24 protein-coding genes are annotated in these 24,307 nt (G+C 72.3%); 12 read left to right on the plus strand and 12 right to left on the minus strand.

The genetic code is table 11. The annotated features are described in order from the left end of the window. Window positions 1-193: 193 nt before the first annotated feature. The 5 genes from HNR02_RS30810 (at window position 194) to HNR02_RS30830 (ending at window position 6,904) form a co-directional block, all read left to right on the plus strand. Window positions 194-1,282, plus strand: coding sequence for an AAA family ATPase (locus HNR02_RS30810; protein ID WP_179777144.1), 1,089 nt, complete (start codon window positions 194-196; stop codon window positions 1,280-1,282). A gap of 16 nt (window positions 1,283-1,298) precedes the next feature. Beyond that, on the plus strand, window positions 1,299-2,573 hold the full coding sequence (locus HNR02_RS30815) for a DUF58 domain-containing protein (protein ID WP_179777145.1): 1,275 nt from the start codon (window positions 1,299-1,301) through the stop codon (window positions 2,571-2,573). 55 nt (window positions 2,574-2,628) lie between these two features. Continuing rightward, window positions 2,629-5,118 (plus strand): transglutaminase TgpA family protein, encoded by a 2,490-nt coding sequence (locus HNR02_RS30820; protein WP_179777146.1) that lies wholly within the window; start codon window positions 2,629-2,631, stop codon window positions 5,116-5,118. A gap of 81 nt (window positions 5,119-5,199) precedes the next feature. Continuing rightward, window positions 5,200-5,673, plus strand: coding sequence for a MarR family winged helix-turn-helix transcriptional regulator (locus tag HNR02_RS30825; RefSeq protein ID WP_179777147.1), 474 nt, complete (start codon window positions 5,200-5,202; stop codon window positions 5,671-5,673). A gap of 37 nt (window positions 5,674-5,710) precedes the next feature. Beyond that, window positions 5,711-6,904 (plus strand): multidrug effflux MFS transporter, encoded by a 1,194-nt coding sequence (locus HNR02_RS30830; RefSeq protein ID WP_179777148.1) that lies wholly within the window; start codon window positions 5,711-5,713, stop codon window positions 6,902-6,904. A 19-nt stretch (window positions 6,905-6,923) separates the two neighbouring features. Here HNR02_RS30830 and HNR02_RS30835 read toward each other — a convergent pair whose 3' ends face one another. The 3 genes from HNR02_RS30835 to HNR02_RS30845 form a co-directional block, all read right to left on the minus strand. Next, on the minus strand, window positions 6,924-7,313 hold the full coding sequence (locus HNR02_RS30835) for an SCO2097 family morphological protein (RefSeq protein WP_179777149.1): 390 nt from the start codon (window positions 7,311-7,313) through the stop codon (window positions 6,924-6,926). Between the two features lie 224 nt (window positions 7,314-7,537). Beyond that, entirely contained in the window at window positions 7,538-8,797 is a 1,260-nt protein-coding gene (dinB, locus tag HNR02_RS30840) for a DNA polymerase IV (protein ID WP_179777150.1), read from the minus strand. Window positions 8,798-8,834: 37 nt separating this feature from the next. Next, window positions 8,835-9,575, minus strand: coding sequence for a class I SAM-dependent methyltransferase (locus HNR02_RS30845; RefSeq protein ID WP_179777151.1), 741 nt, complete (start codon window positions 9,573-9,575; stop codon window positions 8,835-8,837). Window positions 9,576-9,639: 64 nt separating this feature from the next. On the opposite strand from HNR02_RS30845, the gene HNR02_RS30850 reads away from it, so the two are divergent. Both HNR02_RS30850 and HNR02_RS30855 read left to right on the plus strand, forming a co-directional pair. Further along, window positions 9,640-10,506, plus strand: coding sequence for a ParA family protein (locus HNR02_RS30850; RefSeq protein ID WP_179777152.1), 867 nt, complete (start codon window positions 9,640-9,642; stop codon window positions 10,504-10,506). Continuing rightward, entirely contained in the window at window positions 10,493-11,323 is an 831-nt protein-coding gene (locus HNR02_RS30855) for a DNA-formamidopyrimidine glycosylase family protein (RefSeq protein WP_179777153.1), read from the plus strand. Before HNR02_RS30850 ends, HNR02_RS30855 begins: the two co-directional genes overlap by 14 nt. Window positions 11,324-11,387: 64 nt before the next feature. Here the strand turns inward: HNR02_RS30855 and HNR02_RS30860 are convergent, their stop codons facing one another. Then, entirely contained in the window at window positions 11,388-11,792 is a 405-nt protein-coding gene (locus tag HNR02_RS30860; RefSeq protein ID WP_179777154.1) for a hypothetical protein, read from the minus strand. Further along, window positions 11,782-12,360, minus strand: a complete 579-nt coding sequence (locus HNR02_RS30865; protein ID WP_179777155.1) for a hypothetical protein — start codon at window positions 12,358-12,360, stop codon at window positions 11,782-11,784. Before HNR02_RS30865 ends, HNR02_RS30860 begins: the two co-directional genes overlap by 11 nt. A gap of 475 nt (window positions 12,361-12,835) precedes the next feature. Between HNR02_RS30865 and HNR02_RS30870 the strand changes: the two genes are divergently transcribed. Together HNR02_RS30870 and HNR02_RS30875 are read left to right on the plus strand one after the other, a co-directional pair. Beyond that, window positions 12,836-13,393 (plus strand): GNAT family N-acetyltransferase, encoded by a 558-nt coding sequence (locus tag HNR02_RS30870; RefSeq protein WP_179777156.1) that lies wholly within the window; start codon window positions 12,836-12,838, stop codon window positions 13,391-13,393. A 14-nt stretch (window positions 13,394-13,407) separates the two neighbouring features. After that, entirely contained in the window at window positions 13,408-14,466 is a 1,059-nt protein-coding gene (locus tag HNR02_RS30875) for a quinone-dependent dihydroorotate dehydrogenase (protein ID WP_179777157.1), read from the plus strand. A 107-nt stretch (window positions 14,467-14,573) separates the two neighbouring features. Here the strand turns inward: HNR02_RS30875 and pspM are convergent, their stop codons facing one another. The 6 genes from pspM to rimO form a co-directional block, all read right to left on the minus strand. After that, complete coding sequence (gene pspM, locus HNR02_RS30880; protein WP_179777158.1) at window positions 14,574-15,473, minus strand: phage shock envelope stress response protein PspM; 900 nt, start codon at window positions 15,471-15,473, stop codon at window positions 14,574-14,576. 13 nt (window positions 15,474-15,486) lie between these two features. Further along, window positions 15,487-16,320 (minus strand): PspA/IM30 family protein, encoded by an 834-nt coding sequence (locus tag HNR02_RS30885; protein WP_179777159.1) that lies wholly within the window; start codon window positions 16,318-16,320, stop codon window positions 15,487-15,489. Between the two features lie 255 nt (window positions 16,321-16,575). Further along, complete coding sequence (locus HNR02_RS30890; protein ID WP_179777160.1) at window positions 16,576-17,016, minus strand: helix-turn-helix domain-containing protein; 441 nt, start codon at window positions 17,014-17,016, stop codon at window positions 16,576-16,578. Between the two features lie 95 nt (window positions 17,017-17,111). Then, window positions 17,112-17,576, minus strand: coding sequence for a CinA family protein (locus HNR02_RS30895; RefSeq protein ID WP_179777161.1), 465 nt, complete (start codon window positions 17,574-17,576; stop codon window positions 17,112-17,114). After that, window positions 17,573-18,205 (minus strand): CDP-diacylglycerol--glycerol-3-phosphate 3-phosphatidyltransferase, encoded by a 633-nt coding sequence (gene pgsA / locus HNR02_RS30900; protein ID WP_179777162.1) that lies wholly within the window; start codon window positions 18,203-18,205, stop codon window positions 17,573-17,575. Before pgsA ends, HNR02_RS30895 begins: the two co-directional genes overlap by 4 nt. After that, complete coding sequence (gene rimO / locus HNR02_RS30905) at window positions 18,202-19,623, minus strand: 30S ribosomal protein S12 methylthiotransferase RimO (RefSeq protein ID WP_179777163.1); 1,422 nt, start codon at window positions 19,621-19,623, stop codon at window positions 18,202-18,204. Before rimO ends, pgsA begins: the two co-directional genes overlap by 4 nt. Window positions 19,624-19,702: 79 nt before the next feature. On the opposite strand from rimO, the gene HNR02_RS30910 reads away from it, so the two are divergent. Further along, window positions 19,703-20,215: an amino-acid N-acetyltransferase gene (locus HNR02_RS30910; RefSeq protein ID WP_179777164.1), complete on the plus strand. Its 513-nt coding sequence runs from the start codon at window positions 19,703-19,705 to the stop codon at window positions 20,213-20,215. Window positions 20,216-20,326: 111 nt separating this feature from the next. Next, on the plus strand, window positions 20,327-20,746 hold the full coding sequence (locus HNR02_RS30915; RefSeq protein WP_179777165.1) for a phospholipase: 420 nt from the start codon (window positions 20,327-20,329) through the stop codon (window positions 20,744-20,746). Between the two features lie 67 nt (window positions 20,747-20,813). Here HNR02_RS30915 and HNR02_RS30920 read toward each other — a convergent pair whose 3' ends face one another. Further along, entirely contained in the window at window positions 20,814-23,318 is a 2,505-nt protein-coding gene (locus tag HNR02_RS30920; protein WP_179777166.1) for an FtsK/SpoIIIE family DNA translocase, read from the minus strand. Between the two features lie 119 nt (window positions 23,319-23,437). On the opposite strand from HNR02_RS30920, the gene HNR02_RS30925 reads away from it, so the two are divergent. Continuing rightward, window positions 23,438-24,247 carry a lysophospholipid acyltransferase family protein gene (locus HNR02_RS30925; RefSeq protein WP_179777167.1) on the plus strand — a complete coding sequence of 270 codons (810 nt, stop codon included), beginning with the start codon at window positions 23,438-23,440 and terminating at the stop codon, window positions 24,245-24,247. Window positions 24,248-24,307 lie beyond the last annotated feature (60 nt).

A 24,307-nucleotide genomic window follows, 5' to 3' on the forward strand; every position in this document is an offset into this window, starting at 1 on the left:
TCGAATTCAGGGTTCTTCGACCGACTTGCCCGGGGTTTGACACACTGGATGCCAGGCTTGGGTGCCGGGCGGGCGACCGCACGCGAACCCCCGCGCCCGGCTGTGAGATCGTTCCGCGCCGCGGCGTGGTCCGGCAAGGGGCCGCACCCGTGTCCCAGATCGTGAAAAAAGGGCTTCGGCACCAGGAGGTCGAGTGACGTCGAGGACACAGCCTGCAGCGCCCGGGGAGTACGCGGGCGAGCAGGCGCACGGGCAAGCGCCGTATCACCCCTCCGGCGCGACCCCGGCCCATGGGACGCCGATGAGCCACAACGGCCACGGTGAACTGCACGAGACGATGCGGCGGATCGCCGGCAACGTCGAGCGCGTGCTGGTCGGCAAGCCCGAGGTGGTACGCGTCGCGCTGGTGACGCTGCTGGCCGAGGGTCACCTGCTGGTCGAGGACGTGCCGGGCGTCGGGAAGACCTCGCTGGCCAAGGCGCTGGCCCGCTCCATCGACTGCACGGTCAGCCGCATCCAGTTCACGCCCGACCTGCTGCCCAGCGACGTCACCGGCGTGTCCATCTACAACCGGCAGACCAGCGGGTTCGAGTTCCGGCCCGGCCCCGTGTTCGCGAACATCGTGGTCGGCGACGAGATCAACCGGGCCTCGCCGAAGACCCAGTCGGCGCTGCTGGAGTGCATGGAGGAGAAGCAGGTCACGGTCGACACCACGACCTACCGGCTGGACGACCCCTTCATGGTCATCGCGACGCAGAACCCGATCGAGATGGAGGGCACCTACGCCCTGCCCGAGGCGCAGCGCGACCGGTTCACCGCGCGCGTGTCGATCGGCTACCCCGACGCGCAGGCCGAGCTGGCCATGGTCGACGAGCACGCCGGTCACGATCCGCTGGCCGATCTCCAGCCGGTGTCCGACGGGGCCACCCTGCAGCGGCTGATCCAGGCGGTCCGCAACGTGCACATGGCGCCCGAGGTGCGCAAGTACGCCGTCGACCTGGTCGCGGCCACGCGCCAGGTACCGGAGATCCGGCTCGGCGCCTCGCCGCGCGCCACGCTGCAGCTGGTCCGTTCGGCGCGCGCCCAGGCGGCGCTGTCCGGCCGTGACTTCGTCGTCCCGGACGACCTGCACGCGGTCGCCGTCCCGGTGCTCGCGCACCGGCTGGTGCTGACCACGGAGGCGCACGCGGCCCGCCGCTCCGCGACCGACGTGGTCCGCGCGGTCCTGCACCGGGTGCCGGTGCCGCAGGGCGGTCACCCGCAGACCTCCGGCCGCCGGTAGAACGGGACGCCGCCGGATGTTGCGCTCACTGTCCGGGCTGACCACGCGGGGGCGGTGCCTGCTGGCCGCCGGCGTGGCGGCCGCGGTCTGCGCGGTGGTGCTCAACGAGCGCGACCTGCTGCGGGTCGCGGTGTTCGTCATCGCGCTGCCGCTGCTGGTCGCCCTGTTCATCGCCGCGTCCCGGGTGCGCATCGGCGCGTCCCGCAGGCTGCTGCCCGACCGGATCTCGGTCGGCGCGCCCGGCGAAGTGGAACTGGCGCTGTGGCGGGACGGCAAGCTGCCCGCCGGTGAGGTCCTGCTCGAAGACGGCCTGCCCTACGCGCTGGGCTCCCGCCCCCGGTTCGTCGTGGAGCGGCTGCCCCACGGCCGGGTCATCGCGCTGCGGTACCCGGTGCAGCCGATGATGCGCGGCATCCAGCAGGTCGGCCCGCTGCGGGCGACGCTGACCGACCCGTTCGGGCTGTGCGAGTTCGACCGCGAGCTGATCGAGCATTCGCGGCTGGTCGTGGTGCCGAAGGTGGTCAGCCTGTGGGGGCTGCCCAGCGGCGCCGGGATCGGTGCCGGCGACGACGGCAGCGTGCGGTTGCGCGCCGGCCAGGGCGAGACCGACGTCGTGGTCCGCCAGTACCGGCAGGGTGACGACCTGCGCAAGGTGCACTGGCGTTCGACCGCGCGGCGCGACGAGATCATGGTGCGCGTCGAGGAGCGGCCGTGGCGCGGCGGCACCACCGTGCTGCTGGACCACCGGGGCGCCGCCCACCACGGCAGCGGCCCGTCCGCGAGCCTGGAGTGGGCGATCTCGTTCGCGGCCAGCGTGTGCCTGCACGTGCGGCGCGCCGGGCACCGGGTCCGCCTGGTGACCGAGCACGGCAAACCGCTGGCCGACGTGCCCGGCGACGGCGGCGAGGGCTACGACAACGTGCTGCTGGACGCTCTGGCCGCGCTGCAGCCGGCGCACCAGCGCGACCTGACGACCGGCCACGACCCGGCCGAGGGCCAGGAGCTGATCGCGGTGCTGGGCACCGTGTCGAACCAGGCCGTCACCGAACTGGCGCGGTTCCGCCCGCGCGGGATCCGCAGCCTCGCGGTGCTGCTCGACACCCCATCGTGGTCCGGCAGTGTGAGCGCGCCCGAACAGCGCGCGGCGGCGACCGAGGAATCGGCCGCGCTGCTGCGCGCCGCGGGCTGGGGTGTCGTCGTCGCCGGCCCGAACACACCGATGACGAGCGTGTGGGCGGACCTGTGCCGCACGGCCGCGGGGCGCGGCAGCCTCATCGGGGGTGCGCTGTGACCACGACAAGGCCGCCGGGCCGGGCGCCCGGCCACCTGAATCACGGGGGACCGCTGTGACCACGCTGACCCGCCCGCCCCGTCCCGGGCAGCCGGACGCCCCGCCGCCGGGTCAGCCGGAACTGCATCGTCCCGCGCGGCGCGCCGCCGAGCCGCCGCAGTGGCGGGGCTCGATCCTGGCACCCGCGGCCGCGGCGTTGGCCACGCTGTGCGCGTCCACCTCGCTCACCGGCGTCGTCGGCGGGCTCGGCTGGCTCGGCTACGTCACCGTCGCCGTCGTGCTGGTCGGGGCGACCGGGCTGGCGCTGCGTACCGTCCGCACCCCGACGGTCGTGGTCGGCCTGGCCCAGCTGGTCGTGCTGCTGTTGCTGCTCACCGGTGTGTTCACCGGCAGCGGCATCCTCGGCGTCATCCCCGGCCCGGCCGCCTTCTCCGAACTCAACGATGTCCTGGCCGCGGCGTTCGAGCAGATCCGCACCGGGTTGCCGCCGGTCGAGGCGACGCCACCGATCCTGTGCCTGGTGACGATCGCGATCGGCCTGGTCGCGGTGCTCGTCGACACCCTCGCCGTGGCCGCGTCCGCGCCCGCGGCGACCGGTCTGGTGCTGCTGTGCGTTTACGCGGTGCCGGCGTCGCTGGCCGACGCGATGCTGCCGTGGTGGACGTTCCTGCTGGGCGCGGCGGCCTTCGCCGGCCTGCTCGCCGTCGACGGCAACCACCGCCATCGCCGCTGGCGCAACCGGGACTCACCGGGCCTGGGCGGCGCGCCCGCCGCGGCGTCCGCGCCGGTCGCCGTGGTCGCGGTCGCCCTGGTGCTCGGCCTGGTCGCCGGCACCGCGCTGACCGCGGTCGGCACCGTCGGACGCCTGCCCGGCAGCGGCCGCAGCGGGTCCGGCGCCGGGTCCGGTGGCCTGGGCGTCAACCCGTTCACCTCGCTGCGCGGCATGCTGGACCAGGGCAGCACGGTCGACCTGTTCCGCGTGCGTGGCCTGGGCAACGACAAGCGCCTGCTGCGCGCGTTCACCCTCGACACGTACCGGCCCAACCGCGGCTGGAGCCTGCCCGACGGGCCCATGCCCGCGGGTTTCCCCGCCGCCGAGCCGCTGCCCGCCGCGCCCGGTGACGACGGTTCGGGCGAGGCGCGTCAGATCGCCATCGAGCCGCTGAACTGGGTCGACGTCTGGATGCCGGTGTACGGCCAGGTGCGCGGCCTGCAGGGCGTGTCGCAGGGCTGGTACTACGACCCGACCAGCGGCGCGGTGTTCAGCGAGCGCAAGCAGCGCATCCCGGCCTACATCGAGACCGCGTCGCTGGCCGAGCCGAGCAAGCAGCAGCTGGAGACGGCCAGCACCGGCGGCAGCGAGGTCCCGGCGACCTACAGCGAGATCGCCGGTGTCGACCCCCGGGTGGAGAGCCTCGCGCGGGACCTCGCGCGCGGCGCCACCACGGACTTCGACCGGGCGAGCGCGATCTGGCGGTATTTCAGCGCCGAGAACGGGTTCACCTACGACACCGAGACGGCCGCCGCGACCGACAGCGACGCACTGGCCGACTTCCTGCTCAACGGCAAGCGCGGGTTCTGCGAGCAGTTCGCCTCCGCGATGGCCGTGATGCTGCGGGTGCTGGACCTGCCCTCCCGCGTGGCGGTCGGGTTCACCTCCGGTTACGCCGACGGTGACACGCGCATGATCACCTCGCAGGACGCGCACGCCTGGGTCGAGGTGTACTTCACCGGCCTCGGCTGGGTCAGCTTCGACCCGACCCCGCGTTCCGACGGCCGCGGCTACGTCCCGCCGTACCTGCAGTCGGGCGCCACGTCCAGCGGTTCCTCGGATTCCGAGGAGCAGGACGTGCCGAGCGTGTCGACCACGCGGGTCGCCCCGACCGGTGCGCCCACGGCGCAGGACAGCACGGTCAACCCCGGCGGCGCGCAGGCGGCGCAGGACGGGTCGGCGCCGGGCTGGACCGGGTGGACGGCACTGGCGCTGGTGTTGATCGCGCTGGCCCTGACCGTGGCCGCGTTCGTGGCGATCCGCAGGCTGCGGAGCAGGTCGGCGTCCTGGCTGCCACTGGCGGCCGCCGCGGCGTGGCTGGTCACCGTGGTGCTCACGGCGTGGCTCGTGCACTGGGTCCTCGCGCTGGTGCTGCTGCTGGTCGCGGCGGCCGGGCTGGCCCCGGCCGTGGTGCGGGAGGTCCAGCGCCGCCGTCGCCTGACCGCGATCACGGCCCGCCAGCCGGGCGCGGCCGACGCGGCGTGGGCGGAGCTGATGGACGAGTGCGCCGACCGCGGCGTGCCGATCCCGCCGAGCGACACGGTGCGGGCGGCCGCGCAGAAGGTGGCCGCGCAGCACAACCTCGACGACGCCGGGCAGAACGACCTGCGCATGGTGGTCGGCACGGTGGAGCGCTCGTGGTACTCGCCGCACGCCTCGACGGGCGACGACTTCGCCTCCGCGTTCGAGGGCCTGCGGCGGAGCCTGCAGCGCAACGCCCCGATGTCGTGGCGCGGACGGCTGTTCCCACGGTCGGTGTTCCGCAAGCGTTGACGAGATGTCAAGCATCGACTTGGTATCTCGGCCTTCTTGTCGCTGTTGCGCGGCCAGTTACCAAGCCTTAGCTTGGTAAGCATGGATGACTCGGCGGAGACGGCCCAAGCCGTGCGGTGGGCGGTGTCCCGGCTCGCGCAGCGGTTGCGCACCCAGCAGCCGGGACGCGAGGACGCGCTGTCCCGGCTGGCCGCCTCGGTGCTGGCGAACCTGCGGCACAGCGGCCCGCTCACCCCGACGGCTCTGGCCGGTATCGAAGGGCTGCAGCCGCAGTCGCTGACGCGCACCCTCAACGCCCTGGACGACGCCGGGCTGGTGGCCCGTTCCCGCGACGAGCAGGACCGGCGCCAGCAGACGGTGACGATCACCGACGCGGGACGCGGCGCCCTGGACGCTCACGTCCAGGACGGCAACGCCTGGCTGGCGGACGTCCTGCGGGACACGCTGACCCCGGCCGAACGCGCCGTCCTGCGCGTGGCGGCGGACCTGCTGCGCCAGGTCGCCGACCGCCCGGCCCCCGGCACGACTGCCCTCGGCGCCACTCCCCCGCACTGACCACCCCGCCCCGCTCCCGCGAACGGAAAGGGTGCCGATGGCCGTCACTGCCGCCCGCACCGGCCCGGCGCTCATCCTGGTTCTCGCCACGCTCACCGGGATCGCGCCGCTGGCCACCGACATGTACGTGCCGGGCCTGCCGGACCTCGCCCGGTCACTGGGCACGCGGCCTTCCGCGGCCCAGTTGTCGTTGACGACGTTCCTCGTCGGCGTCGTCGCCGGGCAGCTGGTGCTCGGCCCGGTCAGCGACACCACCGGGCGGCGGCCCGTGCTGCTGGCGGGCACCGCCCTGTTCGCGGTGTCGTCGCTGGTGTGCGCGCTGGCTCCCTCGATCGTCGTGCTCGACGTCGCCCGGCTGTGCCAGGGGTTCACCGGCGCGGCGGGCATCGTGGTCGCGCGCGCGGTGATCACCGACCTGTTCCGGGACGCCGAAGCGGCACGCAAGTTCTCCACGCTGGCGGCGATCACCTCCGCCGCGCCGATCCTGGCGCCGACAGTGGGCGGGGCGATCCTGAGCGTCACGTCGTGGCGGATCGTGTTCGCCGCGCTCGCCGTCCTCGGGCTCGCGCAGGTGGCCGGGGTGCTCGTCTGGGTTCCGGAATCGCGGCCGTCCGGGAACCGCGGTTCCAGTCCGCTCGCCGGTCTTGCCCGGCTCGCGCGGCGGCCCGCCGTCGCCGGGTACGTGATCAGCCTCTGCTTCGGCGGCGCGGCCGTCTTCGCCTACATCGCCGGTTCGACGTTCGTCTTCTCCGACGTCTACGGCGCCGCACCCGGCCTGGTGAGCGTGATCTACGGCGTCAACGCCCTGGGCTCGCTGGCGGGCAGCGTGCTGTGCGGGCGGCTCGTCGCGCGGGTGGGCACGGGGCGGCTGCTCGTCGCGGGGATCACGACCGCACTGGCCGCGGGGGCGGTCCTCACCGCCGCGCTCCTCACGAGCGGCGGTTCGCTCGCCCTGACCTGGGCCTGCCTGTTCGCCGTGATCACCGCGTTCGGCGTGTTCTTCCCGGCGGTGACGGCGGCCGCGCAGGCGGCGGGCCGCGACGCACCGGGCGCCACCTCCGCGTTGCTGGGTGGCGGTCAGTTCCTGCTGGGCGGCGCGGTTTCACCGCTGGTCGGCGTGTTCGGCACGGGCAGCGCATTGCCGCTGGCGCTGATCGTCACCGGATGCCTCGCCGTGGCCACGGCCGTGGTCACGGCCATGCGAAAGTGCCTACGCCCGGACCGGACGTAGGCACTGCGCGGAGGACGAACTACTGCTCTTCGAAGCGCTGGCGGAACCGCTCCTCCATGCGCTGCGTGAAGGAGCTCTTCGACTTGGCCGCTTTGGCGCCGCCGCCGCTCTGCTTGCCGTCGCCCCCGCCGCGGCCCGAGAACATCGCGAGCATCGCGCCCGCGAACATCACGACGAAACCGAACACGCTCATCAACGGCACGTCGGCGACCCACAACGCTCGCACCATCACACCCAGTACGAGCAGAGCGATCCCGACGACGAACAGCGCGATCCCCTGGATTCGGCGGCGGCGGGCGGGCCGGCGGAACCGGGCACCGCGCACCGTAGACGCGAACTTGGGGTCCTCGGCATAGAGCTCGCGCTCGATCTGGTCGAGCAGCCGCTGCTCATGCTCGGAGAGTGGCATCTTTCCTCCTCCGGCACAGCTGTCGCGGGCGCCGGGCCGCGCAACGTCCTGGACCCAACAGACACCCCTGATGGTGTCACCCTCCAGGATACGAGTCCTTCGCGATCAGGACTACCCGATCCCGCTCCAACTAGTGCCCCGTTTGGCTCAAATCTCCCCGCCGGCCTGGGCGCTGGTGGTTCTGCCGGGCTGTCGCCGTCCCCTTGCTCAACGTTTCGGACGTCTCAGGGTTCCCCCTGAGGCGGGTCGGGGGCGCGCACGAGCAGTGACGCGGGACGGACCGCCGCGGAACCGAACTTCGAGCGTGCCACGTCGGCCGCCACCTCCGCGTCGCGCCAGCGTGGTTCGGGCTGCTCGAACGACAGCTGCTCGGGCTCGGCCTCTCCGGTGAGTCCTTCGACACGGACACCCAGGAGGCGGATTTCGGCCCCGGCGACCGCCTCCGTCAGCAACGCCACCGCGGTCGAGTGGATCACCCTGGCCACGTCGGTGGCCGAGGGCAGCGTGCGGGCACGGGTGATGGTGCGGAAGTCGGCGAAGCGCACCTTGATCGACACCGTGCGGCCGCGCAGCCCCCGCCCGCGCAGGCTCGCCGCGACCCGCTCGGACAGCCGCAGCAGCTCGCGCTCCAGCACCCGTGGATCACGCTGGTCGGTGTCGAAAGTGTGCTCCGCGCCCAGCGACTTCTCCGGCGAATCGACGACCACGCCCCGCTCGTCGATGCCGTGCGCCAGGGCGTGCAGGTGCTCGGCACCGGCGTTGCCGACCGCCTTGCGCAGCCGCGGCAACGGAGCCGCGGCCACGTCGGCGATCGTGGCCAGGCCGAGCCGCCGCAGGCTCTCCTCCGTCTTCTTCCCCACGCCCCACAGCGCCGAGATCGGCAGCGGGTGCAGGAACGCCAGCGTCTGCGCCGCGGGCACCACGAGCACGCCGTCCGGCTTCGCCATGCCCGAGGCCAGCTTCGCCACGAACTTCACCCCGGCCACCCCGACCGAGCAGGTGATGCCGTGCTCGGCCCGCACGCGGCGCCGGATCAGGGCGGCGATACCCGACGACGTCTCGCCGAGGCGCCGCAGCGCACCGCTGACGTCGAGGAATGCCTCGTCCAGGCTCAGCGGCTCCACGAGCGGGGTCAGCTCTCGGAAGATCGCCATGACGCCCCGGGACACCTCGCCGTAGAGCCCGTGCGTGGGCGGGATGAACACGGCGTGCGGGCACAACCGCCGCGCCACGGCGACCGGCATCGCCGCGCGCACCCCGAACTCACGCGCCGGGTAGTTCGCCGAGGTGACCACCGACCGCGGCCCGGCACCCGCGACGACCACCGGCTTGTCCACCAGCTCCGGCCGCGTGCGCAGCTCCACGGCCGCGAAGAACGCGTCCATGTCGACGTGCAGCAGACCGCAGCCGGTGTCGTCCGGCGTGTGCCCCGTGCCCACCCGGAACCGCTCGTAGCCCGCCGGGAGGGCGGAATTCTTACCCATCGCGGACGAGCCTACGCAGGGGGTCCGACAGTTCCGGTCAGAGCCGGGCGAGCAGGTGCAGCCGGCTGGCGAGATCGCGCAGCGGCGGGACCGCACCCGCGGCGGCCTCGAAGTCGGCCAGGTCGTCGGCGGAGTACTGCGCGGACTCGCCCTCGCCCAGCACGTCCGACACCACGCCGTCGCCCTGGACCAGCTCCACCCGCAGCCCGGCACCGGCCAGCAGACCGCGCAGGCCGTCGGCGTCGAAGCGGCGCAACACCGTCTCCCCGTCCTCGGCGAGCACGCCGTCGGGGCTGGTGAGCAGCTCGTGGGCCTCGCGCACGCGCCCGCCCAGCGCCCGGTGCAGTACCGCGGCGTGCCGGTTGGTGGCCAGCACCGACACCGCCCCGCCCGGCGCGGCCGCCCCGGCCAGCGCACCGACCACCGCGGCCGGATCGTCGACGACCTCGAGCAGCCCGTGAGCCAGCACCAGGTCGGCCGATCCGGCCGGGACCCGCGCGGCGAGCGCGTCGGTGTCGTCGGCCACCACCGTGATCGCCCCGGCGACCCCGGCCTCCTCGGCGCGCAGCCGCAGCGTCGACAGCGCGTTGGGGCTCGGCTCGACGACGGTCACGCGGCAGCCCTCGGCGGCCAGCGGGACCGCCCACACGCCACTGCCGCCGCCGACGTCGACGACGGCGGGCTGATCGGCCCCTCGCTCGCGCGCCCGGTCGAGCTCGGCCCGCAGTGCCCGCCAGACCGTGCCGGAGCCGCGTGCTGTCCCGGTGTCCGTTCGCATGGCGGACAGCGTAGTGAGCCCGGTCCGGACGGCTCGTGGTGGCACTCCGGCTACGCTCGACTCCGTGCACACGGTCGCCGTACTCAGCCTCAAGGGTGGTGTCGGCAAAACGACGGTCGCGCTGGGCATCGCTTCGGCTGCTCTCCGTAGGGGCGCCCCGGCTCTGGTGGCCGACCTGGACCCGCAGGGCAACGCCACCGCCACCCTCGATCCGCCCTACACGGAGGCCACCCTGGCCGACGTGCTCGACGATCCGGGCGGTCCGGTCCTGCGCCAGGCCGTGGCGCCGAGCGCGTGGAGCCCCGGGATCGACGTGCTGGTCGGGGCCGAGGAGCTGGAGCTGCTCAACGAGCCGGGACCGCGGGACGACAAGGTCGGCAACCTCTCCCGGGCACTCGACGAGCTGCACGACCACCCGCCGCGCGGCCGCCCCTACGAACTGGCGATCCTGGACTGCCCGCCCTCACTGGGCCGCCTGACGAAGTCCGCGCTGGTGGCGGCCGACAGCGCCATCCTGGTCACCGAGCCGACGATGTACGCGGTCAGCGGCGCCCAGCGCGCGCTGGAGGCGATCGAGCGGATCCGGGAGGAGCACAACCCGGATCTGGCCGCGGTGGGCGTGCTGGTCAACCGGCTCCGGCCGCGCTCGCACGAGCACCAGTTCCGCATCGCCGAACTGCGCGAGTCCTTCGGCGGGCTGGTGATGCCGACCGCGATCCCGGACCGGCTCGCGGTGCAGCAGGCGCAGGGCGCGTGCAGCCCGATCCACGAATGGCACTCCCCCGGAGCCCAGGAGGTCGCGCTGACCTTCAACATGGTGCTGGCCAAGATCCTGCGCTCCACCCGTGCCGGCCGTCACCGCATCGACCGCGAGGCCGAGCCGGCCGCCGAGACGACGGGCCGGATCGCGCGGACCGATGCCCGAAGGTGACACGGTCTTCCTGGCCGGCCGCAAGCTCGACAAGGCGCTGGCGGGCCGGGTGCTGCTGCGCACCGACTTCCGGCACCCCGCGCTGGCCACGACAGATCTGGCCGGCTCCACGGTGCTCGGCGTGCGGACCGTCGGCAAGCACCTGTTCACCCGCTTCTCCGGGGACCTGAGCCTGCACAGCCACCTCAAGATGGACGGCTCGTGGGAGATCTACCGGCCCGGAGCGCGCTGGCGGCACCCGGCCCACCACGCGCGGGTCGTGCTCGACGCCGAGAGCGTCCGGGTCGTCGGGTTCCGGGTGCACGACCTGGAACTGCTGCCCACCGGCGAGGAATCCCGCCTGGTCGGTCACCTCGGACCGGACCTGCTCGATCCACAGTGGAGCGACGAGCACGAGGCCCGCGCGGTGGCGGCACTGACGGCCGATCCCGTGCGCGAACTGGGCATCGCGTTGCTGGACCAGCGGATCATGGCCGGGGTCGGCAACCTCTACAAGTGCGAGATCTGTTTCCTGCTCGGTGTCACACCGTGGACGCCGGTCTCCGGAGTGGACGGCGCGAAGACCGTGCGGCTGGCGCGGAAACTGTTGCTGGCCAACGCGTGGCGGCACGAGCAGAGCACCACCGGCGACCTCGCCCGCGGCCGCCGCAACTGGGTGTACGAACGAACCAGGCAGGGCTGCTTCCGCTGCGGCGGACGGCTCCGGGTGGCAGACCAGGGCCGCGACACCCGCGACGTCCAGGCCCGCCCCACCTGGTTCTGTCCCCGGTGTCAGCGCGGCCCGGCACCGCAACTACGCAACGGTCCCGCACGGTAACGACACCGCGTCGCCGCTCCACGACAACCACCCTCGCCCCACCGTGACATCGTGCCCCCGAGCCTCAGCTGCGCAGCAGCTCGTTGAAGAACGTGCGGTAGCGGCGCAGCGCCAGGCGGAGGTCCTCGGTGGCGACCTCGCCGCCCCGCTGCCACTGGGCCTCCAGCCCGTGCTTGTGGTCGGCGAAGGTCGAGGCCAGCGCCTGCATCACCTCGGCCACCAGCTGGTCGGCGTCCCGCAGCGTCCGCTGTGGATCGTCCACGAACGACGTCTGCACGTCCTGCCACCGGGTGCGGAACTCCGTGACCTGCTCCGGGCGGAACAGCGCCGGCACGGGCTCCTCCTGCGAACGGGGACCGTCCCGCCGCGAATCCTCGGCAGGGCGCTCCTCCAGGTCGTCACCGCCGCGGCGGGGTTCCACCAGGTCGTCGGTGCCCAGGCCGTCGGTGGCGCGGTCGTCAGCGCGCATGGTGACGGTCTCCCTCCGCGGTCGTCCCCGGCGCGTCGGCCTCGCCGAGCAGGTCCTCGAAGACCTGCCGGTAGTGGACCATCGCCCGGCGCAGGTCTTCCGTGGACGCCTCGGTCTTCTGGTGCCCCTGCGTGATCTCGTGGGCGCTGCGGTAGTGGTCGAGCGTGCGCCCGTGCTCGACGGAGAGGTCACGGTGCTGCTGCTCGTACCCCTCGGTGGGGTAGCCACGCTCGGCCATCAATGCGGTCAGGACCCGGTCGGCGTCCAGGATGGCCGCGCCGGGGCGGTCGACGAACTGCTGCTGCACCAGCGACCACTGCTGGCGGTAGCGCTGCCGGGCCGAATCGGACAGCGGCCGGATGTCCAGCTTGCTGTGCCGCTTCTCGCGTGCGGCGAGATCCTTCTCGGCCGCCGTCTTGCTCTGGTTGCCTTCGACGGCCCGGTCGTACTCGGGCCCGAACCGCTCCTGCAGGCGCCTGCGCCGGTACCGGGCACGGGCCAGCAGGGCGATACCGGCGATCACCACGATCGCCAGCACGACGATCAGAATGACTATGGGCGTGGACATCGCACCCTCTCCTGTTGCTGCGGACCAGCCCCCCGGTCACCCGATCGGGTACACCTCGCGATTCCGGTCGAAACCGGCACTCAGCCGTGTATCGATCCAGCCGGCGTGCTGTCAGCGAGGCGGAAAATTCCCGGCCCGGCCCTCCGGAGCGGGTGAGAATAGCCACGTGCGCCCGCCCGGAAATCCGGTTGCCGCACCGGCCCCGGCGCGCATAACGTTGCCGGTACACGGGAAAGGAGGTGGTCCAAAGTTGTGTAGCAACGGGACTCGTGAGGTGGCTGTCCGCTAGCGGATGCCACACCCTGGACTGCTGGTGAATACCAGACAGCCACCGCCCCCCGGTGTTTCCGAGCACTGGTCCGGCTCGGGCCCGAACGGCTGACGACGGTCGGGAGTCGCACCGGGGGTTCCCCCAATCCCCTCATCTCCCGGGAAAAGCCCCTGAAGATCGCGCGGAGCGCGCTATCCTTCGCCGGTGCTGGAGCCCGCGTACCCGATCAAGACCGCACGGCTGATCCTGCGTCCGTTCACCCAGGCGGATCTGGGTGCGCTCCACTCCTTCCAGTCCCGCCCGGACGTCGCGCGGTACCTGTACTGGGAGCCGCGCACGCGGCAGGAGACCGCCGCGGCGCTCAAGGACAAGATCACGCGCTCGACCCTGACCGAGCCGGGCGAATACCTCTCGATCGCCGTCGAGCTGATCGACACCGGTGAGCTGATCGGTGATCTCACCCTGTCGTGGACCAGCCGCGAGCACGCCAGCGGTGAATTCGGGCTCGTCTTCCATCCCGAGCACCACGGCAAGGGCTATGCCGCCGAAGCGGCCACCGAACTGTTCCGGCTCGGCTTCGACGGGCTCGGCCTGCACCGCATCCACGGCCGCTGCGACAGCCGCAACGTGCCCTCGGCCTCGCTGATGGAGGGCCTGGGCATGCGACGGGAGGCGCACCTGCGGGAAAACGAGCTCGTCAAGGGCGAATGGACCGACGAACTCGTCTACGCCATGCTGTCCGCGGAGTGGAAACGGCGCTGAGCGAAGATGGGACCGTGCTCTTCGACAGGCTGATCCGTCCCGCGCTCTACCGGCTCAACGACAACGACCCCGAGAAGGTGCACGAACGCACCCTGCGCGTGCTCACGCGGCTCTCCGACGTCCCGCCCGCGCTGGCGGCGGTGCGGCGCCGCTTCGCCGTCGCGGACCCGGTGACGCTGTTCGGCCTGCGGTTCGCGAACCGGGTCGGCCTGGCCGCGGGCATGGACAAGGACGGGCGCGCGCTGGCGGCGTGGCCCGCGCTCGGGTTCGGGTTCGCCGAGATCGGCACCGTCACCCGGCTGGCCCAGCCGGGCAACCCGAAGCCGCGGCTGTTCACGCTCCCGGACAGCGATGCCGTCATCAACCGCATGGGGTTCAACAACTCCGGTGCCGCCGGGCTGGCGCAACGCCTGTCCGCCAAGGGAAAGCCGGACATCCCGCTGGGCGTTTCGATCGGCAAGTCGAAGGTGACGCCGCTGGAGGACGCGGTCGCGGACTACCAGGAGTCGTTGCGGGCGCTGTATTCGTGGGCGGACTACTTCGCGATCAACGTCAGCTCCCCCAACACCCCCGGCCTGCGGGCGCTGCAGGACCGTGAAGCGCTGGCCGAGCTGCTCGCCGAGCTGGGCCGCACCGGTGAGGAGCTGGCGAAGGCCGCCGGGAAACCGGCCACGCCGCTGCTGGTCAAGGTGGCGCCGGACCTGACCGACGACGCGCTCGCGGAGCTGCTCGAAGTGTGTGACGAGCACGGCGTGTCCGGGATCATCGCGACCAACACGACGCTGGGCCGGGACGGCCTGGCCGCGCGCGAGAGCGCGCTCGGCGCCGAGACGGGCGGGCTGTCCGGGCGGCCCCTGACCGAGCGGGCGCGGGAGGTCGTGCGGTTCGTCCACACGCACACCGAGGGCACCGTCCCGATCATCGGCGTCGGCGGCATCTCCACCGGCGACGACGCGCAGCGAATGCTCGACGCCGGGGCGAGCCTCATCCAGCTCTACACCGGTTTCGCCCTGCACGGGCCGGGTCTGGTGCGCGCCGTCAGCCGGGCGCTGGCCGCGTCCCGGCCCGAGTGACGCTGCGGTGCCCGATCTGAGCGGCCGGTTCGGGATTGCCGCCTCAGCACCCGATCACGTGATCATGCGAGTCAGCCAGCAGAGCCGGGCCGATGACCACAGCCGCGTCAGGACAGTTCGCGCAGCGCCAGTGCCAGGCCGGCGAGCCGGTCGGTGGCGTCGGTGAGGAACAGGCGCGAATCGGCCAGGCCGTGGCTGCTCGCGGCGACCGCGCGGCCCGCCGCGGCGACCAGGAGGCCGAAGCTCTCCACGCCGTCTTCCAGCTGTTCCCGCAGCGTCGAGATCGCCGAGTCCAGCGCTGCCCGCTCGCCCGCCGGAGCGGCGTTGCGGGCCCGTTCGATCGACTGGATGCGCAGGGCCAGCGAACGCAGCGCCGTCGAAGCCTCCGCGGCGGTGGACCGGGCGTCGGCGACCGACATTTCCGGCACCGGCGCCGTGCCCAGCGACGACGGTTCCGACAGCTGTCGCAGCAGATCGGCCAGCGTCGCCTCGCATTCGGCGAGCCGTTGCATCGGGGCGCGCGCGGCCGAGCCCGCGGGCGGGAGTGGTGGCGGCGTGGTGCTCACCGGCAGCACGGTCCGGTTCAGCTGCCGCAGCCGCAAACCGGACCGCACCGACAGCGTGCCGAACACGACGGTGCCGAAAATGCCCGGCGCGGCCTCCGCGATGCCCCCGCCCCCGGCGAGACCGAACCCGCCGACGACGGCCCACAGCACACACAGCACCGCGCCCATGATCCACAGCGTCAGCGCCCGTGACGTGCGGTTCTTGCGCCGCGCCAGCTTCGCCTCGGGCGAGTTCCACGCGACCCACTTCTCGCGGGCCTCCGACAGCACCGGCATCGCCTGGGCGACGACCCGGGGCTTCGGGACACCGGAGCCGTGCTGGTCCGGCGGGACGAACCGCTGCAGCTTCTGCTGCGCGCGCTGCGCGTAGTCGGGCAGGCGCTCGATATGCTTTTCCAGCTTCGCCTGGAACTCCGAGAAGTCCCGCCTGCCCGACGCCATACCGCGAACCCGCTCAGGCGTTCTTCTGCTGCTCGGCCTGGACACGCGACTCGATCTCGCGCTGGATGTCCGCCGCGGGCGACGCCGCCTTCTCACCCGAACCGGACGTGACCTGCGCCACCGAGTCGCCCCGCATGGACGCGCGGATCTGCTCCAGCCGCGAGCTGCCCGCCATCTGCGTCGAGGCCTGCTGCACCTCCAGCATGCGGCCCTGGACCGAGTTCTGCGCCAGCTCCGCCTGCCCCAGCGCGGTGGTGTAGCGCTTCTCGATCTTGTCCCGCACCTCTTCCAGCGACGGGGTGTTGCCCGGCGCCGCGAGCTGCGACATCTGGTTGAGCGAGGCCGACACCTGCTCCTGCATCTTGGCCTGCTCCAGCTGCGAGAGCAGCTTGGTGCGCTCGGCCAGCTTCTGCTGGAGCATCGCCGAGTTGCGCTCGACGGCCTGCTTCGCCTGCGCGGCCGCCTGCAGCGACTGGTCGTGCAGCGTTTTGAGGTCCTCGATGCTCTGCTCGGCGGTGACCAGCTGCGTGGCGAACGACTCGGCGGCCACCTCGTACTGCTGGGCCTTCTCCTCATCCCCCTTGCCGCGGGCCTCGTCGGCCAGCACCAGCGCCTGACGCGCCGACGCCTGCAGCTTCTCGACCTCGGCGAGCTGGCGGTTGAGCTTCATCTCCAGCTGCCGCTGGTTGCCGATCACCGCGGCGGCCTGCTGGGAGAGCGCCTGGTGGTTGCGCTGCGCCTCCTCGATGGCCTGCTGGATCTGCACCTTCGGGTCGGCGTGCTCGTCGATCTTCGACGAGAACGACGCCATGAGGTACTTCCAGAACTTCACGAAAGGGTTGGCCATCTCCTCCGCCTGCCTTCTAGATCCCTGCCTGGGTGTCGCCGGATGATCGTCCGCCGTCACTCTCCCCTGTCTGAGCAACGCCGGGACCCCGGAGTGGGTTCCATCGTGTCAGGTCGCGGCCGTGTGTTCCAGGCGACCCCGGGGGATTTCAGGGACGACCCTGACCGAGGGCCTGCCTCCGGGAACGCCAACGGCCACCGCCCGGACGCGAGAGGCCCGGGCGGTGGCCGTCGTGACGGACGTTTCAGCAGGTGGTCACGCCGCGACCATCTTCGGGGCGCGGATGGTGGTGCGCAGCGACGGACCGACACCGTGACCGGAGACCCGCAGGTCGGTGAGGTCGTTGCCGATCATGCCGTCGATGAGACGGCCGCCTTCGAGCTGTCCCGCCGCGGCGCGCGGCTCCTCGGTGCGCCGGGTGCGACCCTCGCCCTCCGCGATCGCCGGGACGTCCACGCTGTCCAGTGCCGAGATGTCGGCCGCGACGTTGGTCAGCAGCTCCGCGAGCGGCAGCTCCAGCGCGTCGCAGATGGACGCCAGCAGTTCGCTGGACGCCTCCTTCTGCCCGCGCTCCACCTCGGACAGGTAGCCGAGGCTGACCTTGGCGGCGCGGGAGATGTCGCGCAGCGTGCGACGCTTGTTGGTGCGGGCGTGCCGGAGCCGGTCGCCGATCGCCTCGCGCAAGAGCACGGTCATCGCGCGCCTCCCTTCCTGATACCGACCACGTTACCCAGTTCGGGCGCCTCCTCGCAGCGATTGACACGGGGATACGCCCAGGGCGAACGCCTCGATCAAGTCAGATGTTCCCCCAGCAGCTCCAGCGCGGCCGCCACGGAGGCGTGCCGGACGGCCGCGCGGTCGCCCTCGAACCAGTGGGTGCGCACGTCGCGGCCACCGGGCCCGGCCAGGCCGATGTGCACGGTTCCGGGCGCAACGCCGTCCTGCGGATCCGGGCCGGCCACGCCGGTCAGGCCCAGCCCCCAGTCGGCCCCGCAGCGTTGCCGCGCGCCCTCCGCGAGCTGCGCGGCGACCTCCGGGTGCACGGCGCCGTGGGCCGCCAGCAGCGCCGGGTCGACCCCGGCGAGTTCCGCCTTCAGATCGGTGGCGTAGACCACCAGGCCGCCCCGCACGACCGCGCTGGACCCGGGCACCTCGGTCAGGGCCGCGGTCACCAGTCCCGCGGTCAGCGACTCGGCGGCCGCCACCGTCTGCCCGAGCCGCACCAGCGCGGCCACCACCGGGCGGGCGGAGGTCATGCCCTGGCCGCCGCGCGCAGCCGCACCGCGCGCACCACGTAGTCCGCGCCCGTCACGACGGTGAGCAGCACCGCCAGGCCCATCAGGGTCCACTGGACGGGCAGCGCGCCGCCGGGCAGCGGCAGCAGGTAGGTCACGATCGCGAGGATCTGGGTCATCGTCTTGGCCTTGCCGCCACGGCTGGCCGGGATCACGCCGTGCCGGATGACCCAGAACCGCAGCAGCGTCACGCCGATCTCGCGGACCGCGATCACCACCGTCACCCACCACGGCAGCTCGCCGAGCAGGCTCAGGCCCACCAGCGCGGCCCCGATCAGCGCCTTGTCCGCGATCGGGTCGGCGATCTTGCCGAAGTCGGTGATGAGCCCGTAGCGGCGCGCGACCCAGCCGTCGACCTGGTCGGTCAGCGACGCCACCGCGAACAGGACGGTCGCCCCGATCCGCCACGCCGTGTCCTCGCCGCCGCCGGCGAACAGCGCCAGCACGAACAGCGGCACCAGCACGAGCCGGGACAGCGTGAGCAGGTTCGCGACGTTGAGCGTGGGGACCGGGGTCGGCACGGGCTCGCGGTGCGGCGGGCCCGCCTCGCCGCCACCCGCCTGGGCCGACTCCTCCGCCGACGCGCTCATCTGCCGGTGTCCGGCTCGACGAGCAGGTCGACGCCCTCGGTGTCGACGACGCGGCAGCGCACCAGCTGACCCACGTCCAGCCCGTCCCCGTCCAGCAGGACGCAGGCGCCGTCGACCTCGGGTGCCTGGTGTGCCGCGCGGCCGGAGACCTCCTCGTCGTCGGCCTCCTCGATCAGCACGTCGACGGTCTCGCCGATCCGGTCCTCGGCGCGCTGCGCGGTCAGCTCCTCGACCAGGGCGGACACCCGCGCCACGCGCTCGGCGACCACCTCCGGGTCGATCTTGGCGTCGTAGGTCTCGGCCTCGGTGCCGTCCTCGTCGGAGTAGCCGAACACGCCGACCGCGTCCAGGCCGGCCTCGGTGAGGAAATGCTCCAGCTCGGCCACGTCGTCCTCGGTCTCACCGGGGAAACCGACGATGACGTTGCTCCGGATGCCCGCCTCCGGCGCGTACTCGCGGATCTGCTGGATCAGCGCGAGGAAGGACTTGGTGGAGCCGAACCGGCGCATCCGGCGCAACACCGTCTCGCTGGAGTGCTGGAACGACATGTCGAAGTAGGGCGCCACGCCGGGCGTGGTCGCGATCGCGCGCACCAGGTCCGGGCGGGTCTCGGCGGGCTGCAGGTAGGACACCCGGACCCGCTCGACACCGTCGATCTCGGCCAGACGCGGCAGCAGCCGCTCCAGCGCGCGGGTGCCGCCCAGGTCACGGCCGAGGTCCTTGCCGTAGGAGGTGGAGTTCTCGCTGACCAGGAACAGCTCCTTGACGCCCTCGCGGGCCAGCCACGCGGCCTCGGCGACGATCTCGTCCGGATGCCGCGACACGAACGAACCGCGGAAGGAGGGGATCGCGCAGAACGAGCACCGGCGGTCGCAGCCGGAGGCGATCTTCAGCGCGGCCACCGGCGAGGTCGACAGCCTGCTGCGCAGCACCCGCGGGCCCCAGCCGTGGCCGGGGATCGCGACCTCGTCGCTGGCGGCGGCCCGCTCCACGGGGGTGATCGGCAGCAGCTTGCGGCGGTCGCCCGGGGTGTGCGAGGCGATGGCGCGACCGGCGGCGACGTCGTCGAGGCGGGCGGCGAGGTCGGCGTAGTGGTCGAAGCCGAGCACCGCGTCGGCCTCCGGCAGGCTGTCCGCCAGCTCGGCGCCGTACCGTTCGGCCATGCAGCCGACCGCCACGACCTTCGCGCCGGTGTCGGCCGCGGCCAGCAGGGTGTCCACTGAGTCCTTCTTCGCCGACTCGACGAACCCGCAGGTGTTGACGACGATGACGTCGCTGCCCTCGGCTTCCCCGGCGAGTTCCCAGCCCCCTTCGGCGAGGCGGCCGGCCAGCTCTTCGGAGTCCACCTCGTTGCGGGCGCAGCCCAACGTCAACAGGGAGACACGGCGGCCGGGGGACCCGGTGGCGGCAGAAGACACGACACTCAGGGTAGCTGGCGGGCGCGGGCGTGGCCGAACCCACCGCGACAGGGCCCGTCCGGCCCGATACGGTCGATCGGTGCACGGTGATCCTTCCAGTACGGTCGAGATCCGGCGTGCCCGGATCTCGGATGTCCGCAAGATCAAGGCTCTGGTGGACGCGGACGCGGGGCGGGTGCTGCTCGAGAAGGAGCTCGTCACGCTGTACGAGGACATGCAGGAGTTCTGGGTCGCCGTCCGCGACGGGGAGATAGTGGGCTGCGGCGCGCTGCACGTCCTGTGGGAGGACCTGGCCGAGATCCGCACGGTCGCGGTCGACAAGCGGATGCGCGGGCAGGGCATCGGGCACCGGCTGGTCGCGCAGCTGATCACGCTGGCACGCGAACTGGGGCTGCGCCGCGTTTTCGTGCTCACCTTCGAGACGAGTTTCTTCGCCCGCCACGGGTTCACCGAGATCGACGGCACGCCCGTGGTGAGCGCGGTCTACGAGGAGATGCGCCGCTCGGTCGACCCGGGTGTGGCCGAGTTCCTCGAACTCCCCTACGCCAAGCCGAACACGCTCGGCAACTCGCGGATGCTGCTGGAGCTGTAGCGCTGTGCTCGTCGGGTGAAGTTCACCCGGTGTCCGCCTTTCGGGTCTGGTGGTCACGACCCGGTGCGCCGAAGCTGATCATGCCCCGTCCCGATCAGCGAGGAGCCCCGGATGCGCACCGCCGCCCGTCTGCTGTCCACGGCCGCACTGGCCACCGCACTGGTGTCCGGCGCCGGCACCGCCCAGGCCGTCGACATCGAATCGGTGACCGACACCTACCTCTTCGGCACCTCGCTGAGCCGGTTCGAGCAGATCCGGGCCGACCAGCCGTACGCCTCCTCGCTCGACTGGTCCTCCGACACCTGCTCGTGGTCGCCGGACAAACCGTTCGGGTTCGACTTCGCCCCCGCCTGCCACCGTCACGACTTCGGCTACCGCAACTACAAGAAGCAGGACCGCTTCACGAGCACGAGCCGCAAGAAGATCGACGACAACTTCTACACAGACCTCAAGAACATCTGCGGGAGCAACGTCGCGTGCAAGGGCACCGCGTGGACCTACTACCAGGCGGTGCGGCAGTTCGGGGACTGACAGGCCGGCACTCGTCTGCCGAAGACGGCGGCTTCCAAGATCAAGGGCGCGCCGCCTCGATGACGTGCTACTCCTCGCCGTCGTCCGCGGGCATCGAGCCGCCGCGGATGAGCATCAGGGTGCCCTCCAGGTCCTCGGGCTTGACCAGCACGTCGCGGGCCTTCGAGCCCTCCGACGGGCCCACCACGCCGCGGGTCTCCAGCAGGTCCATCAGCCGCCCCGCCTTGGCGAACCCGACACGCAGCTTGCGCTGCAGCATCGACGTCGAGCCGAACTGGGAGGTGACGATCAGCTCGGCCGCCTGCAGCAGCACGTCGAGGTCGTCGCCGATGTCGGGGTCGATGTCCTTCTTCTCGCCCGCCTTCGCGGCGGTGACACCCTCCTGGTACTCCGGCTGCGCCTGCTCCTTGGTGAAGTCGACGACCGAGGCGATCTCGTCGTCGCCGACGTAGGCGCCCTGGATGCGGACCGGTTTGCCCGCGCCCATCGGCAGATACAGGCCGTCGCCCATGCCGATCAGCTTCTCGGCGCCCGGCTGGTCGAGGATGACGCGCGAGTCGGTCAGCGACGACGTCGCGAACGCCAGCCGCGACGGCACGTTGGTCTTGATCAGGCCGGTGACGACGTCGACCGAAGGCCGCTGCGTGGCCAGCACCAGGTGGATCCCGGCGGCGCGGGCCTTCTGGGTGATCCGCACGATCGCGTCCTCGACGTCGCGCGGGGCGGTCATCATCAGATCGGCCAGCTCGTCGACGATCGCCATGATGTAGGGGTAGGGGCGGTACTCGCGCTCACTGCCCGGCGGGGCGGTGATCTCCCCCGAGGAGACCTTGCGGTTGAAGTCGTCGATGTGGCGCACCCGGTTGGCCTGCATGTCCTGGTAGCGCTGCTCCATCTCCTCCACCAGCCAGGCCAGCGCGGCCGCGGCCTTCTTCGGCTGGGTGATGATGGGCGTGATCAGGTGCGGGATGCCCTCGTACGGCGTCAGCTCGACCATCTTCGGGTCGATCAGGATCATCCGGACCTCTTCCGGCGTCGCCCGCGCCAGCAGCGACACCAGCATCGAGTTGACGAAACTCGACTTACCGGAACCGGTGGAGCCCGCGACCAGCAGATGCGGCATCTTCGTCAGGTTCGCGGTGACGAAGTGGCCCTCGATGTCCTTGCCCAGCCCGATGACCATCGGATGGGTGTCCTTGCCCGCGGTGGAGCTGCGCAGCACGTCACCGAGGCGGACCATCTCGCGGTCGGAGTTGGGCACCTCGATGCCGACCGCGGACTTGCCCGGGATCGGCGCGAGCAGGCGGACGTTGTCGGTGGCCACCGCGTAGGCGATGTTCTTGGTCAGCGCGGTGATCTTCTCGACCTTCACGCCGGGTCCCAGCTCGACCTCGTAGCGGGTCACCGTCGGGCCGCGGGTGAAACCGGTGACCTGCGCGTCGACGTTGAACTGCTCCAGCACGCCGCTGATCGCCTCGATCATGGCGTCGTTGGCCTTGCTGCGGGTCTTGGGTGCGTCACCCAGCTGCAGCAGGTCGGCGGGCGGCAGGTGGTAGTCGCCCTCGACGGTGCGGGTGACCGTGAGCGGGGCTTCGGTCTTCTTCTGCTTCTTCTCCGGCACCTCGGCGGGCGGCGGGGCGAGGGCCTTCGGCGGGCGGGCCGGGGTCGGGGTCTCGGCGAGCGCGGATTCGATGTCCAGCTGCTCGCCCTCGCCGTCCGCGCCGGTGGCCTGGCGCCGACGCGAGGGTTTGCGCAGGCGGACGGACTTCGGATCGGCCTCGGTGACCGCTTTGTCCTTCTCACGCTGGTCGGCCCGCGCCCGGCGCTCCGCCTCCTCCTCGGCCAGCTCCTCGGGGTCCAGGCCCCACGTGCGGACCAGGTGCGGGATGTCACGGATGCGGGTGCCGGTGAACACCAGCACGCCGAACGCCAGCGCGATGACCAGCAGCGGGACCGCGACCCAGGTGGTCACACCCTGGGCGAGCAGGTCCCCGGAGACGTAGCCGATCACGCCACCGGCGTAACGCTGGTCCCCGGTGTCGGCGGGGCGGCCGTTGAACAGGTGCAGCAGGCCCAGCAGCGCGAGCACGCCCAGCAGGCTGCCGATGACCATGCGCGGACGGATCTCCGGCTGCGGTTCGGTGCGCATCAGGGTCACCGCGGTGACCACCAGCACCAGCGGCAGCGTGACCGCCCCGGCACCGAGGATCGTGCGGGTGCCCAGCTCGACGTAGCCGCCGACCGGTCCCGCCGCGCGCCACCAGACACCGGCGGCGATGAGGACGGCGAGCGCGATGTAGCCCATGCCGAGTCCGTCGCGGCGGTGCTCGGGTTCGAGTTCGCGGGTGCGGCCGACCGTGCGCACCAGACTGCCGGTGCCCTTGGCCAGCAGGTTCCAGCCGCCGCGGACGGCCTTGCTGAACGTGCCCGCCTTCTTCCTCGGGGCCGGCTTGCGGGCACGCGAGGACGACGCGGGCCGCGACCGGGTGGCGCCGCGCGCGGGCTTGCGCGCCGTGCCGCCCTTGCCGGTCCGATTCGTGCCGCTGCTCCTCGTCGCCGACCCGCTAGCCATGCCTTCCACGGTAACCGTCCAGGCCCAGCAACCCCAGGTGCCACACTCGGCCCACGGTGAACTTTCGCCTCACCGGCAGACCTTGATCGGCCGATCCGGTGATCTGACATGCTGACGCCATGTTCGCGCTGCACGACGACGACACCGCGCAGACACGCCGCAGGCCCCCGGCGGTCTGGCGGACGATGACCCGGATCGACCAGGGCCTGGTGTCGCTGACCGGCCGTCTGCGCGTCACCGGGCGGATCGCGCCCGGGCTGCGGGGACGGCCGTTCCTGATGGCCGCGAACCACATCGGCGTGTTCGACCCGTTCGTGCTGATCGCCGCGTGCCGCCGGATCCGGGTGTCGCCGCGCTTCCTGCTGGCGGGCGGGATCCTGGACGCGCCGGTGATCGGGCCCGCGCTGAAGGTGAGCGGGCACATGCGCATCGACCGCGGCAAGGCGAGCGCGGTGGAGCAGTTCACGCGGGCCGTGGAGGAGATGCGGACAACGCCGGACCCGATCATCGTCTACCCGGAGGGCCGGATCAGCCACGATCCGGGCCTGTGGCCGGAACGCGGCAAGACGGGCGCGGCCCGGCTCGCGATCGCCGCCGGGGTGCCGGTGGTGCCGATCAGCCAGTGGGGCGCGCACGAGGCCGTCTACTGGGGCACGGAACGGGTCGAAGGGCCCGCGGACCTGCTGCCGCTGGCGCGGTCCGGCCTCACCGCCCCGCTGCGGCGCCCGACGTACCGCGTGCACTTCGGCGAGCCGGTCGACCTCGGCGACATCGAACCGGACCGCCCGGGCGCCGGAGTGCGCGCCCACGCGAAGATCATGCGCGCCATCACCGCCGGGTTGGTGCCGTTGCGCGCCGATGAGCCCGACCGTCCCCGGTTCGTGGATCCGACGCGGCCCACGGATACCGTCAGCCCCTGGCGGCCCTGACCTTCCCGTCCCCGAGCAGCCAACACGCCAGCGGGAGCGGCGTGTTTGCCGCTCCGGGCG

The sequence above is a fragment of the Amycolatopsis endophytica genome (assembly GCF_013410405.1).
Taxonomy (GTDB): Bacteria; Actinomycetota; Actinomycetes; order Mycobacteriales; family Pseudonocardiaceae; genus Amycolatopsis_E; species Amycolatopsis_E endophytica.